This is a genomic window from Mycobacterium sp., from assembly GCF_002863225.1.
Taxonomy (GTDB): Bacteria; Actinomycetota; Actinomycetes; order Mycobacteriales; family Mycobacteriaceae; genus Mycobacterium.
This window is the reverse complement of sequence record NZ_PKEK01000051.1, coordinates 75,105-88,922: the sequence shown is the minus strand read 5'-3', so window position 1 is coordinate 88,922 and position 13,818 is coordinate 75,105. Positions and strand designations below refer to the sequence as shown.

At 68.5% G+C, this 13,818-nt stretch carries 11 protein-coding genes; 8 read left to right on the top strand and 3 right to left on the bottom strand.

The window, feature by feature from the left end; translation table 11 throughout:
- The first annotated feature begins 34 nt into the window (after positions 1 to 34).
- From glmM to CYU59_RS17560, 3 genes are read left to right on the top strand one after another with little or no spacing between them, the layout of a single operon-like run.
- Positions 35 to 1,372 (top strand): phosphoglucosamine mutase, encoded by a 1,338-nt coding sequence (gene glmM / locus CYU59_RS17570; RefSeq protein WP_292992028.1) that lies wholly within the window; start codon positions 35 to 37, stop codon positions 1,370 to 1,372.
- A 37-nt stretch (positions 1,373 to 1,409) separates the two neighbouring features.
- Positions 1,410 to 1,712 (top strand): type VII secretion target, encoded by a 303-nt coding sequence (locus tag CYU59_RS17565; RefSeq protein WP_292992025.1) that lies wholly within the window; start codon positions 1,410 to 1,412, stop codon positions 1,710 to 1,712.
- Between the two features lie 11 nt (positions 1,713 to 1,723).
- On the top strand, positions 1,724 to 3,127 hold the full coding sequence (locus CYU59_RS17560) for a hypothetical protein (protein ID WP_292992022.1): 1,404 nt from the start codon (positions 1,724 to 1,726) through the stop codon (positions 3,125 to 3,127).
- Between the two features lie 18 nt (positions 3,128 to 3,145).
- On the opposite strand, the gene CYU59_RS17555 is transcribed toward CYU59_RS17560, so the two are convergent.
- Positions 3,146 to 3,988, bottom strand: a complete 843-nt coding sequence (locus tag CYU59_RS17555; RefSeq protein ID WP_292992019.1) for a hypothetical protein — start codon at positions 3,986 to 3,988, stop codon at positions 3,146 to 3,148.
- Between the two features lie 299 nt (positions 3,989 to 4,287).
- Here CYU59_RS17555 and CYU59_RS17550 point away from each other — a divergent pair, with 299 nt between their 5' ends.
- Both CYU59_RS17550 and glmS read left to right on the top strand, forming a co-directional pair.
- Complete coding sequence (locus CYU59_RS17550) at positions 4,288 to 4,671, top strand: hypothetical protein (protein WP_292992017.1); 384 nt, start codon at positions 4,288 to 4,290, stop codon at positions 4,669 to 4,671.
- A 149-nt stretch (positions 4,672 to 4,820) separates the two neighbouring features.
- Entirely contained in the window at positions 4,821 to 6,686 is a 1,866-nt protein-coding gene (gene glmS / locus CYU59_RS17545; RefSeq protein WP_292992014.1) for a glutamine--fructose-6-phosphate transaminase (isomerizing), read from the top strand.
- On the opposite strand, the gene CYU59_RS17540 is transcribed toward glmS, so the two are convergent.
- Together CYU59_RS17540 and CYU59_RS17535 are read right to left on the bottom strand one after the other, a co-directional pair.
- Complete coding sequence (locus tag CYU59_RS17540; protein ID WP_292992011.1) at positions 6,673 to 8,607, bottom strand: NAD(P)/FAD-dependent oxidoreductase; 1,935 nt, start codon at positions 8,605 to 8,607, stop codon at positions 6,673 to 6,675. The two genes, glmS and CYU59_RS17540, sit on opposite strands and share 14 nt — an antisense overlap.
- Positions 8,608 to 8,723: 116 nt before the next feature.
- Positions 8,724 to 9,608, bottom strand: a complete 885-nt coding sequence (locus tag CYU59_RS17535) for a class I SAM-dependent methyltransferase (RefSeq protein ID WP_292992009.1) — start codon at positions 9,606 to 9,608, stop codon at positions 8,724 to 8,726.
- A gap of 118 nt (positions 9,609 to 9,726) precedes the next feature.
- Between CYU59_RS17535 and CYU59_RS17530 the strand changes: the two genes are divergently transcribed.
- From CYU59_RS17530 to alr, 3 genes are all read left to right on the top strand, one after another.
- On the top strand, positions 9,727 to 11,160 hold the full coding sequence (locus tag CYU59_RS17530; protein WP_293001173.1) for an NAD(P)H-hydrate dehydratase: 1,434 nt from the start codon (positions 9,727 to 9,729) through the stop codon (positions 11,158 to 11,160).
- On the top strand, positions 11,151 to 12,536 hold the full coding sequence (locus CYU59_RS17525; protein ID WP_293001171.1) for a glutamate decarboxylase: 1,386 nt from the start codon (positions 11,151 to 11,153) through the stop codon (positions 12,534 to 12,536). The genes CYU59_RS17530 and CYU59_RS17525 overlap by 10 nt, the downstream gene beginning before the upstream one ends.
- A 103-nt stretch (positions 12,537 to 12,639) precedes the next feature.
- On the top strand, positions 12,640 to 13,800 hold the full coding sequence (gene alr / locus CYU59_RS17520; RefSeq protein WP_292992006.1) for an alanine racemase: 1,161 nt from the start codon (positions 12,640 to 12,642) through the stop codon (positions 13,798 to 13,800).
- Positions 13,801 to 13,818 lie beyond the last annotated feature (18 nt).

Below are 13,818 nucleotides of genomic sequence, written 5' to 3'. Positions count from 1 at the left end.
ACAAACGCGCACGCTCGCGGCATAAAGGAGAACTATGGGTCGACTATTCGGCACTGACGGCGTTCGAGGAGTCGCCAACCGCGAGCTCACCGCCGAGCTCGCGCTGGCCCTCGGCGGCGCGGCAGCTCGGCGGCTGAGTAGGACGGGAACCGGCCGCCGGCGCGTCGCGGTGATCGGTCGCGACCCCCGGGCCAGCGGCGAAATGCTGGAAGCCGCGGTGATCGCCGGTCTCACCAGTGAGGGCGTCGACGCGCTGCGCTGCGGTGTGCTGCCGACCCCGGCGGTGGCCTACCTGACCCACGCCTACGACGCCGATTTCGGGGTGATGATCTCCGCCTCGCACAACCCGATGCCCGACAACGGGATCAAGATCTTCGGGCCGGGCGGGCACAAGCTCGACGACGCGACCGAAGACCAGCTCGAGGATTTGGTCGCGGGCGGACCGGGCCTGCGTCCGGTGGGCGCCGACATCGGTCGGGTGATCGACGCCGAGGATGCGCTGGACTGCTACCTGCGTCAGGTCGGCACGGCCACCACTGTGCCGCTCGACGGGCTGACCGTGGTGGTCGACTGTGCCCACGGTGCCGCCTCGACCGCCGCCCCGCGCGCCTACCGCGCCGCCGGTGCCCGCGTCATCGCGATCAACGCCGAGCCCGATGGACGCAACATCAACGATCGCTGCGGCTCAACGCATCTCGACGTGGTGCGGGCGGCAGTGCTGGAGCACGGCGCCGATCTCGGCCTGGCGCACGACGGCGACGCCGACCGCTGCCTGGCCATCGACGCTGCGGGAGAGGTCATCGACGGCGACGCCATCATGGTGGTTCTGGCGCTGGCCATGCAGGAGTCCGGGGAGTTGGCCGGCAACACCCTGGTGGCCACCGTGATGAGCAACCTCGGGCTGCACCTGGCGATGCGCGCGGCCGGCGTCGAGGTTCGCACTACCAGCGTCGGTGACCGATATGTGTTGGAAGAGTTGCGATCTGGCAAGTTCAGCCTCGGCGGTGAGCAGTCCGGACACATTGTGCTGCCCACGCTGTCCACCACCGGCGACGGCATCCTGACCGGGCTGCGGCTGATGTCGCGGATGGCGCAGACCGGCACCTCGCTGGCCGACCTCGCCTCGGCGATGCACACCCTGCCGCAGGTACTGATCAACGTCGACGTCGCGGATAAGGCGGCTGCGGTCGCGGCGCCGTCGGTGCAGACCGCGGTACAGCAGGTCGAGGACGAACTCGGCGATACCGGCCGAATCCTGTTGCGGCCCTCGGGAACCGAGCAGATGATCCGGGTGATGGTCGAGGCCGACGACGAGCACGTCGCCCACCGCTTGGCGGCGCACGTCGCCGATATGGTGCGCGCCACCCGCTGAGCGGAACCGTTTCGGCGCTCGCGGCGTCGAATTTGTTATGGCACAACGAGACGTATACGTCGACGTGGCGGCGGTCCATGCCGTCGCAAATCGTTTCGACGAGGCGGCACACCTCCTCGACGGCGCGGTCCGGACGCATTTCGGCAGGCTGGCCTTCGACGGCACCACGTCGGGTCGCGCCTACATCGGCCAGGGTGACGCGCTGCGATTCGCCCTGCACCGCCTCGGCAGTGAGCTCGCCGAGTGGTCCCGGGCCAGCTTGGAGGTCGCTGCGGCGCTGCGGGCCGGCGCCGACCGCTACGACGACGCCGAACACCTCGCCGCCGCCCGGATCGCCTGACACGCCGCGCCATGAGTGAGCGCTACGACGTCGCCGCACGCCTTGAGGAAGGCCGGCCGGCGGTCGAACACACGCGAACCTACGTGCAGGCCTGCCAGGCGCTCGGCTACGAGCAGCCCGACCTCACCGCACACCCGTCGCAGGTGCAGGACTGGTACGAGAGCGAAGCCGGGCTGGACTTGCGGGTGCTCGACAGCGACGCCGCCGAGCTCCGTGTCGCGCTCACCGCCGTCGAGGAGGCGCTGTGGGTGCAGCGAACGCAGGTCACCGAGATAGCGACGGCGTGGCGGGGTTTCGGCGCCGACTCGGCAACGCAGTTTCTCCGACGGCACTGCGACACCGCGGCGCAGGTGGCGGGTCATGTCCGTGCCGCTGCCGAGCGGTGCGCCGCTCTGCGCGACGAGCTGTGGCAGACGGTCGACGGAAAGGTCGCGACCGCCGTCGCCATCGACGAGCGTCGGGTCGCCGATCGCCCGGCATGGCTTGCCGCCGCGCACACCGTCACCGCGGGGCCGGGTGAGCGACCGGCGGCCGAGGCGGTGATACGCCAGCAAGTATTGCCTTTCGTGGACAACGACATTCGTAATGACTGGCTGGTGGCGATGAGCGCGGCGAGCGCCTCGGTCGCAGCGGCTTACGACTCCGCCGTTCACGTCCTGGCAGCCACCGCCGACGTGGGTTTCGACATCCCGGGCGACCTCGGACCGAGCTGGCAACCCGCGCCGGAGGAGCACCCGGTCGCCGCCACCACGCCGGTGATGTCGCTGCCAGCCGCCTCGGCCTCGACCGTGCCTGCGGCAGCTCCGGCCGCGTCACCGCTGACACCGGATGTGCCGCAGTCGGTTCCGCCGGACGCTGCGGAGGACACCGGTCCGGAGATGCCAGAGGCGGCGACGCCGCTGGGTGATGCGTCCGGGTTGTCCAGTGGCGCAGGTGGACTCGGAGGACTTGGTGGTATGGCGGGCGGCGTCGGTGGCATCCTCGGAAGCTTCGTCGACAGCATCGGGGGACTGCTGGGCGCACTCGGCGGCGGACCGGGCGGCACAGGACTCGATGACGACCCCTTGGGCCTCGATGACGAGGATCTGTTGCCCGACGACGATCACCCAGACGACAATCACCCAGACGACGATCTCCTAGACGACGATCTGCCGGACGACGCGGCTGGCGCCGCCGGACCGCTCGGCGACGACGTGGCGCCGGCGGCGACCGGAAGCCCGTCCGCCGAGAATCCGCCCGCGACTACCGACGCCGTCGAGGCGCCGGTAGGGGCGCCGGTCGCGAATGCGTTACCGCCGGATGCGCTGCCGCCCGGTGGATCGCCCGCCGATCAGCACCCGACGGCAGGAACGCCGGCCGGTGGATCTGCGCCGTGCGAGATCGCCGAAGATCAACTGCCCCAGGCAGGCCAGTAGCTCAGCCCGGCCGGTAGCTCAGCCCTTGAGTAGCGCGACGAACTTCTCTTCGGGCGTCAGGGCTGCGTCTTCCTCGCCGAGCGGCAAGGTCTTTGGCAATTGCACGTCGGGGTCGGCAAAGTCGCGGTAGGTCTTGTCGCCGCTGAGCGTGTTGAGCAAGAAGCCGGTCAGCAGGGCGCGAATCGCTTTCTGCGTCTTGCGGTCCGGCCCGCCGAGGCCCAACGCGGTCGCCAGTCGCCGGCCTTCGGCCAAGCCGTCGGCGTCGGCTTTCTTGACGATCCTCAGCGCCGCGGTGTCCCACGCCTTCCAGAGTGCAACGGAATTGGAGCGCAACGCTTTTGCCGAGCCGGGCGCGCTGAACACCACGCCCGGGACTCGCAGGCCGGCGGCCGGTTGCTCGGCCGACGGGGTGGTGACGGCCGGGAAGATGGCCGCGACCGCCGCGGGCTTGACCTTCATCCCGGCGGCGGTGAACACCGCGGCCGAGGCGCCGAACCCGTGCCCGATCACGCCGAGCTTGTCGGGGTGCACGCTGATCCGGCCCGGTCCGAGTCGCACCCCGGAGGCGATATCCAGCGCGGTGCCCAGGTCGAAGGCGAAGTTCAACACCGACGGCGCCATCCCGCGTTCGGTGTCCGGTGCCGCCGCGACGATGCCCCACGACGCCAAGTGCTCCAGCAGGCCCGAGTAGCGGGTCACGCCGGTCAGCCAGTCGTGGCCGAACGCCACCGCCGGCAGATGCAGACCCGCCTCGGGCGTGTACACCACGCCGGGCAAGCCCGCGAAAGCCAAGTCGCCACGCAGCACTCGGTGCGGGCCACGTCGGCTCAAGACGCCGACGAGCTTGCTGGTCTTCGCCACCCGATGACGGTAGCGCACCGGCCCGCCCACGCCGACGCCTCGGCGACGCGCCGTTCCAGCCGATATCAAGCACATTGACAGCAAGTCGGCAGTTGCTGCGGCTAACGGGGTGACGTTGTGTGCCGAACAGCCGGCCGCTCGACAGTCCGTCGCGACCCAGGGCACGTGCATCGACGTCAACACAGGTTTTTCATAGCTACGAGACACATCGCACGCCAACCAGATTCACAGCGATTCGCAACAAGTTTTGCCAGCTAAGGGTTTAGCTGTGCGTTCTCGGGTGGTACGAAATAGCGGTGATGAACATCAAACGAATCGCAGCTGCAACCGCCATCGCCTCGGGTCTCGGACTCGCCGGCGTGGGCGCGGCGAGCGTCGCTGAGGCCATGCCCTCGGCCCCGTTGCCGGACTACCACTGGTGCCCGGGGCAGTGGTTCGACCCGGCATGGGGACCCAACTGGGACGCAGGCCGCTGCCACGATGACGGCTATTTCGACGGCGAACCCCGTGACCAGGGTCATTGGCACGGTCAGGGCCCCTGGCAAGGCGGTCCGGGCTGGGACAACCACGGTCCGGGCTTGGACAACCACGGGCCCGGCTGGGACAACCACGGGCCCGGCTGGGACAACCACGGACCGGGCTGGGACAACCACGGTCCGGGTGGGCCCGGCTGGCAGCACTGAGCCCCGGCGTCATCTTCACCACAACGACATACCGCTGACCTTTTACCAGGTCACAGGCAAACAGCCGCCCCCGTCGGGGCGGCTGTTTCGCTCTACACGGACCACTGCCGGGCGTCCTGAGCGCGCTGTCTGCACTACCCTGAAGGGCTATGTGCGGAATCGTCGGCTACGTCGGGCACCAACCTGCCCTCGATGTCGTCGTCGACGCGCTGCGCAGGATGGAGTACCGGGGATACGACTCGGCCGGCATCGCGCTCGTCGACGGCGCAGGTCAGCTGACCGTCCGGCGCCGGGCCGGCCGTCTGGCGAACCTGGAGGCCGCGCTCGTCGAGACCGACGCCGCTGCGCTGCGCGGCACCACAGGTGTGGGCCACACCCGCTGGGCGACGCATGGTCGCCCCACCGATCGGAATGCGCATCCGCACCGTGACGCGGCCGGCAAGATCGCCGTGGTCCACAACGGCATCATCGAGAACTACGCCCCTCTGCGCCAGGAGCTGGAGACCGCCGGGGTGGAGTTTGCCAGCGACACCGATACGGAGGTCGCCGTCCACCTGGTTGCCCAGGCCTATCAGCACGGCGAGACCGCGGGTGATTTCACCGCGTCCGTGCTGGCCGTGCTGCGTCGCCTCGAGGGCCATTTCACCCTGGTGTTCGCCAACGCCGACGAGCCGGGCACCATCGTCGCGGCACGCCGATCGACGCCGTTGGTGGTCGGCATCGGCAACGGCGAGATGTTCGTGGGCTCCGATGTCGCCGCCTTCATCGGGCACACCCGTGAGGCCGTCGAACTCGGGCAGGACCAGGCCGTCGTCATCACCGCGGACAGCTACCGGATCACCGACTTCCACGGCAACGAAGATGTCGAATACCGCGAATTTCACATCGATTGGGATCTCGACGCCGCCGAGAAGGGCGGCTTCGAATACTTCATGCTCAAGGAGATCGCCGAGCAACCGACCGCTGTCGCCGACACCCTGCTCGGGCACTTCGTCGACGGCCGGATCGTGCTGGACGAGCAGCGGCTCTCCGATCAGGAACTGCGCGAGATCGACAAGGTCTTCATCGTGGCCTGCGGCACGGCCTACCACTCGGGCCTGCTGGCCAAGTACGCGATCGAGCACTGGACGCGGTTGCCGGTCGAGGTCGAACTCGCCAGCGAATTCCGTTACCGCGACCCGGTTTTGGACCGCAGCACGCTCGTCATCGCGATCTCGCAGTCCGGGGAGACCGCCGACACCCTCGAAGCGGTCCGGCACGCCAAAGAGCAGAAGGCCAAGGTATTGGCGATCTGCAACACCAACGGTTCGCAGATTCCCCGCGAGTGCGACGCGGTGCTCTACACCCGCGCCGGCCCCGAGATCGGGGTGGCCTCGACCAAGACGTTCCTGGCCCAGGTCGCCGCCAACTACCTGGTCGGGCTGGCGCTGGCGCAAGCCCGCGGCACCAAGTACCCCGACGAGGTCGAACGCGAATACCGCGACCTCGAAGCGATGCCCGACTTGGTGGCCCGGGTGATCTCCGAGATCGAGCCGTTCGCCGAGCTGGCCCACCGCTTCGCCCAGGCGTCGACGATCCTGTTCCTGGGTCGTCATGTCGGCTATCCGGTGGCGCTGGAAGGCGCGCTGAAGCTCAAGGAACTGGCCTACATGCACGCCGAGGGCTTCGCGGCCGGCGAGCTCAAACACGGCCCGATCGCACTGATCGAGGACGACCTGCCGGTGATCGTGGTGATGCCGTCGCCGAAGAGTTCGGCCATGCTGCACGGCAAGCTGCTGTCGAACATCCGCGAGATCCAGACGCGCGGGGCCGTCACCGTGGTGATCGCCGAAGAGGGTGACGACACGGTTCGCCCGTACGCCGACTATCTGTTCGAGATCCCGGCAGTGTCAACGCTTTTGCAGCCACTCCTGTCGACCATTCCACTGCAGGTGTTCGCGGCGGCGGTTGCCCAGGCCCGTGGCTACGATGTCGACAAGCCGCGAAACCTGGCGAAATCCGTCACCGTCGAGTAGTTCGGGTCACGAACGCCGACCAGTCCGGTTCGCGAGTGGCCGACCAGTATTCGTTGAGACGCCACGGGCTGACCGTGTGGATCTCGCCGTCGGCGTTCTTGAAGTAGGAGTGCTTCACTCCCGGGTGTGCCCACACCATCTGCTTGATCTCGCGCTGGGTGCGCCGATGCCAATCCGCTGCCGCCTCGGCGGTCGGTTCGATCGAATACACCTCGGGCTCAGACAGTTTCGCCAGGCAGCTGTTGATGTAGCGCATCTGTAGCTCAGAGTTGAAGATCAGGCTGCCGCCGTGCGCCAGGTGGGCACCGGGGCCGTAGAGGACGAAGAAGTTGGGGAACTGCGGAACTGTGATACCCAGGTAGGCGAACGGCCGACTGCCCCAGACGCCGTGCAGGTCGACGCCGTCCCGCCCGGTGACCGTCATCGGCCACAGCACGTCGGTATGCCGAAACCCGGTGGCGTAGACGATGATATCGACATCGTGGTGTTGGCCGTCGTCGGTGACGACGCCGTCGGCGGTGATCTCGGTGATCGGCGTGCGCACCAACTCGACGTTGTCGCGGCGCAGCGTCCGCAGCCAGGTGCCGTTGTCCTGCAACGTCCGCTTGCCGGTGGCCGGGTAGTCCGGTAGGACCTTGGCCAGCAGATCTTCGTCGCCGTCCACCTGAGTGCTGATCCAGTCGGTGAACATCACCCGGGCGATGGCGTTGATCTCGCTGACCGCGTAGTCCTGGTTGGCGTAGGCGGGGTCGACCCGCGCGGCGTCCAGACCCTTGTCCGCACCAGGCCAGAGCACCAGGAACCGGTACCAGCGTTGGTAATAGGGCAGGTGGTCCATCGCCCAGCGCACGCCGTCGCCGACCTCGTCGTGGTACATCGGGTTGGGGAACATCCACTGCGCGGTGCGCTGAAAGACGGTGAGGTGTGCGACATTGTCGGCGATCGCCGGCGCGATCTGGAAACCGCTGGCGCCGGCGCCGATCAGCGCGACCCGCTTGCCGGTGATATCGACGGAATGGTCCCAGCGGGCGGAGTGAAACGCTGGACCGCGAAAGTTGTTGGCTCCAACGAATTCTGGTACATGTGGGCGGTTGAGCTGGCCGACGGCGGTGATGACGGCTCGCGCCCGTAGCGTGGTCAGACCCTCGTCATCCTCGCGGGTGGTGACGGTCCAGAGGCCGTCTTCGTCGTCCCACTCGACGGCGACGACTTCGCTCCGCCAACGGACGTGATCGTGCAGATGATGTTTGTCCATCATGCTGGCGAAGTAGCTCTGCAGCTCCGGTTGCTCGGCGAAGAAATGCGACCAGTCGTTGCTGGGCTCGAAGCTGTAGCAGTAGAAGTGGTTGGCGACATCGACACGCGCGCCGGGATAGCTGTTCTCCCACCACGTCCCGCCGGGGCCGGCGTTCTTCTCCAGGATGGTGAACGGAATGTTGGCCTGCCGCAATCGAATACCGGCCAGAATCCCCGACTCGCCGCAGCCGATCACGACTACCGGCACCTGCGCCGCGCGGTCGGAGTCCAGCGCGTCCGGCCGACGTGGATCGACGCCGTCGAGGTCCATCTCCTCGGCGAGCAGCGGCAGGTAGTCCTCAGGCACGTTCTCGCAGACGGCCCAATCCAGCATTTCCCGGATGAGCTGCGGCGGCAGGGCAGGGGGTTCGGGGCAGCCGCGGTCGCGGTAGTCGGCGATCACCGGAATCGCCTCGGCGCGGGCGCGGGCCTTGTCCTGCTCGGACATGTAGCCCTGGACTTCGTTGAGAAAGATCCCCGCGGGCCGGAAGTCGCGGATGAAGCGTGGGTCACCGGTGATGTGCACCAGCGACAGCAGCAGCGTCGGGATGCTGACCTGCTCCAGCGCGGCGGCGATGTCGGTGTCGGAACTGGTGAAAGGCTGGCCCGCGTAACGGCTGCGCACCGGTGAAGATCCTTTCGCATCATCGCTGAGCGCCTGCGGCGGAAGCCAGAATTACGATACGCAGGGTTTCGTAATTGCAGATCAACGTTACGCGGGGTGCCACACCGGATCAAGGGCTACCGCCGTGTGGCGCTCACATAGCTGATGCCGGCGAAGTTCTTGGCCGCGTCGTCGCCGGACGTGGCTACCGAAATGCCATGGGATACAACGAGGTCCGCCGCACCGACGGCTGACACCTCCCAGCCGTGGCGGCCCAGGTACTCGACGACGTCGTGCCGTTCGCCGTCGTACCAGAGATCGGTCATCTCGACGTCGAAGCCGTGCCTGCGCCAGGCCTCGGTGGACTGCCGCATCCGGTCCGCCATCACCGGCACGGCCTCACCGGCGTTCGGGATGTTCTCGGTGGCCAGTCGGCTGCCTCCGGCGCTGAGCTGAGTGATGTTGTCCAGCAACGCATCCTGGGCCTCCGGCGGCAGGAAGGGCAGCAGCCCCTCGGCGCTCCAGGCGGTGGGCTGAGTGGAGTCGTGGCCCGCCCCGCGCAGCGCGGTGGCCCAGTCGTTGCGCAGATCGATCGCAACCGCTCGCAGGTCGGCGGTCGGGTCGGCGCCGAGATCGGCAAGCGTGCGCGCTTTGAACTCGATGACGGTGGGCTGGTCGATCTCGTAGACGGTGGTGCCGTCCGGCCACGCCAGTCGATACCCGCGGGCGTCGAGACCCGACGCCAGGATCACCGCCTGGCGGATGCCGGCGTCGGCCGCCTCGAGGAAGAAGTCGTCGAAAAAGCGGGTACGCACGGCCATCATGTCGCCCATCCGCCGCATCCCGAACTCGCCGCCGTCGTCGACCTCGGCGGCATCCAGTTCACCGCTGGCCAATCGGGTGAAGAAGTCCACGCCCACCGCGCGCACCAGCGGCTCGGCGAAGGGGTCGTTGATCAGCGGGTGCTCCGCCCGGTTCGCCAGTGCGCGTCCGACTGCGACGCCGGTCGCGGTGGCGCCCACGCTGGTGGCCAGGTCCCAGGTGTCGTTGTCTGTTTCGTGCCATGCGCCCGACCGTACGGACGGGCCCTGAGTATGGGCTGTGTGTGAATCCCTCTCCCAGCGTGGAATGCTGACGTTGATGCGGCATTACTACTACGCAGACGCGATCCGTGAGGCCGAGGCGCCCTTGCTGGCGAGCCTGCCCGACGGCGCCCTGATGGCGCGTGCGGCATACGGATTGGCGGCCGCGATCCTCGCCGAGCTGAAGGCGCGCACCGGGGGAGTCGCCGGACGGCGGGTGTGCGCGGTCGTCGGCTCCGGCGACAACGGCGGTGACGCGTTGTGGGCCGCGACCTACCTGCGGCGTCGCGGGGCGGCCGCCGACGCGATCCTGCTCAAGCCGGAACGCACCCACCCGAAAGCCCTGGCCGCGTTCCGCAGGGCCGGCGGCCGGATCGTCGATAGCGTCGACGGGACAACCGATCTGGTGCTCGACGGAGTGGTCGGTATCTCGGGCTCGGGACCGCTGCGGCCCGACGCGGCCGAGGTCTTCACCCGGGCGCGCGGGATCCCGGTGGTCGCCGTCGACATCCCGAGCGGTATCGACGTGGCGACCGGTGCCGTCGACGGCCCGGCTGTGCGGGCCGCGCTGACCGTCACGTTCGGCGGTCTCAAGCCGGCGCATGCGCTGGCCGACTGCGGGCGGGTGCAGCTGGTCGACATCGGCCTCGAGCTGCCCGACACCGATCTCGTCGGCTTCGACGCGGCCGACGTCGCGGCACGCTGGCCGGTGCCCGGGCCCCGCGACGACAAGTACAGCCAGGGCGTCACCGGCGTGATGGCCGGCTCGTCGACATATCCGGGCGCCGCGGTGTTGTGCACCGGCGCTGCGGTCGCGGCGACGTCCGGGATGGTCCGCTACGCCGGCAGTGCCCACCGCGAAGTGCTCAGCCGGTGGCCCGAGGTGATCGCCTCGCCCACCCCGGCCGCCGCCGGGCGGGTGCAGGCCTGGGTGGTCGGGCCCGGGCTCGGCACCGACGAAACCGGCGCTGCCGCACTGTGGTTCGCCTTGCAGAGCGACGTGCCGGTGCTGGTCGACGCCGACGGGCTGACCATCCTGGCGGCGCACCCCGATGTGCTGGAATCGCGTCGCGCCCCGACCGTGCTCACCCCGCATGCCGGCGAGTTCGCCCGGCTGGCCGGCGCGCCCCCCGGTGATGACCGCGTCGGTGCGACTCGCAGACTGGCCGACGCACTGGGCGCGACCGTGCTGCTGAAGGGCAACGTCACCGTCGTCGCCGATCCCGGCGGCCCGGTCTACCTCAATCCGGCCGGTCAGTCCTGGGCGTCCACCGCCGGTTCCGGCGACGTGTTGTCCGGAATGATCGGTGCACTGTTGGCCGCGGGCCTGCCTGCCGTCGAGGCCGCAGCGGCCGGGGCGTTCGTGCACGCCCGCGCCGCCGCGTCGTCGGCCGCCGATCCGGGACCCGGCGACGCACCGACCTCGGCGTCTCGAATCCTGGCCCACATCCGTCCTGCCCTCGCCGCGCTTCTGCCGAAAGGATCCACATGAGTCACCCGTCCGTACCGTCGCATTCCGTCAGCCCCGCCTACACCAGCCGGCTGTTCACCACGCCGGTGCCCGCGTTGCGGATGCCCGACGAGTCGATGGACCCCGAGGCGGCGTACCGCTTCATCCACGACGAGCTGATGCTCGACGGCAGCTCCCGGCTGAACCTGGCGACTTTCGTCACGACCTGGATGGACCCGGAGGCCGGACGGCTGATGGCCGAGACGTTCGACAAGAACATGATCGACAAGGACGAATACCCGGCGACCGCGGCCATCGAGCAGCGCTGCGTATGCATGGTGGCCGACCTGTTTCACGCCGACGGCCTGCGCGACGACGACCCGTCGAGCGCCATCGGGGTGTCGACGATCGGGTCCAGCGAGGCGGTGATGCTCGGTGGGCTGGCGCTCAAATGGCGCTGGCGCGAAAAGATCGGGAAGGGCTGGAAGGGCCGCACACCGAACCTGGTGATGGGCTCCAACGTCCAGGTGGTCTGGGAGAAGTTCTGTCGCTACTTCGACGTCGAGCCGCGCTACCTGCCGATGGAGGTGGGCCGCTACGTCATCACGCCGGAGCAGGTGATCGACGCCGTCGACGAAGACACCATCGGGGTGGTCGGAATTCTGGGCACCACCTACACCGGCGAACTCGAGCCGATCGCCGAAATCTGTGCGGCGCTGGACAAATTGGCGGCCGGCGGCGGTCCCGACATTCCGGTGCACGTCGACGCGGCCAGCGGTGGCTTCGTGGTGCCGTTCCTGCACCCGGAGCTGAAATGGGACTTCCGGCTGCCCCGGGTGGTGTCGATCAACGTCAGCGGCCACAAGTACGGCTTGACCTATCCCGGCGTGGGTTTCGTCGTGTGGCGCAGCAAGGAGCATCTGCCCGACGATCTGGTGTTCCACGTCAACTACCTCGGCGGTGACATGCCGACGTTCACGCTGAACTTCTCCCGGGCGGGCAATCAGGTGATCGGCCAGTACTACAACTTCCTGCGACTCGGCCGCGAGGGCTACACGCAGGTGATGCAGACGTTGTCGCAGACCGCGCGCTGGCTGGGCGAGCAGTTGCGGGTGGGAGACCACTGCGAGCTGATCTCCGACGGCTCGGCGATCCCGGTGGTCAGCTTCCGGCTGGCCAAGAATTGCGGCTACACCGAGTTCGACGTCTCCCACGAGCTGCGCGGATATGGCTGGCAGGTGCCGGCCTACACCATGCCCGACAACGCGACGGACGTCTCGGTGCTGCGCATCGTCGTACGGGAAGGCCTGTCGGCCGACCTGGCCCGGGCCCTGCACGACGACGCCCGCAGCTCCCTGGCCAGCCTGGACAAACTCAAGCCCGGCGGGCATTACCAGGCGGAGCACTTCGCCCACTGAGTGTCTACGCCGCGAGAGTGCAACTGCCGAGGTGTTTCGCGAGTAGCGGCCTCGGTGGTTGCACTTTCGCGGTTGAAATTCCGTCTCTGGGAGAATGGCGAGCGTGTCCGCAACGCCGATCTCCCTGACTCCGGGCGTCCTCGCCGAGGCAGTCGTGGATCTGGGCGCGATCCAGCACAACGTGCGGGTGCTGCGCGAGCGCGCCGGCCAGGCCCAGGTGATGGCCGTGGTGAAGGCCGACGGCTACGGCCACGGCGCCGTCGAGGTCGCCCGTGCCGCCCTGGCCGCGGGCGCGGCGGAATTGGGCGTCGCCACCGTCGACGAGGCGCTGGCACTGCGCGCTGCGGGCCTGACCGCGCCGGTGCTCGCCTGGCTGCATCCGCCTGGAATCGACTTCGGCCCTGCGCTAGAGGCCGATGTGCAGATCGCAGTGTCCTCGGCGCGCCAGCTCGACGAGCTGCTGGCTGCGGTTCGCCGCACCGGACGCAGCGCCGCGGTGACGCTGAAGGTCGACACCGGCCTCAACCGCAACGGCGTCCCGCTGACGCAGTACCCGACGGTGCTGACGGCGCTGGGCAAGGCCATCGCCGAGAACTGCGTGACGCTACGCGGTCTGATGTCGCACATGGTGTACGCCGACCAGCCCGACAGCCCGATCAACAACCTTCAAGCGCAACGGTTCAACGAAATCCTGGCGCTGACGCGTGACCACAAGGTGCCCTTCGAAGTGGCGCACCTGTCGAATTCGTCGGCGACCATGACCCGCCCGGAACTGGCCTTCGACCTGGTCCGGCCCGGGATCGCGCTATACGGCCTGAGTCCGGTACCCCCGCTTGGCGACCTGGGCCTGCTACCGGCGATGACGGTGAAATGCACTGTCGCACTAGTTAAATCGATCAAGGCCGGTGAAGGCGTGTCCTACGGGCACACCTGGATCGCGCAACAGGACACCACGGTGGCCCTGATGCCGATCGGCTACGCGGACGGGGTGTTCCGGTCGCTCGGCGGACGGCTGGAGGTGCTGATCAACGGCCGTCGCCGGCCCGGTGTCGGACGGGTCTGCATGGACCAGTTCCTGGTGGACCTCGGTCCCGGGCCCGCCGACGTCGCCGAAGGAGACGAGGCGATCCTGTTCGGGCCCGGCTCCGACGGTGAATCGACCGCGCAGGACTGGGCCGACCTGCTCGACACCATCCACTACGAAGTGGTGACCAGCCCGCGCGGCCGCATCGTCCGAACCTATCGCGAGGCTGAAAAGCATTGAGCGACCACCATTCCAACG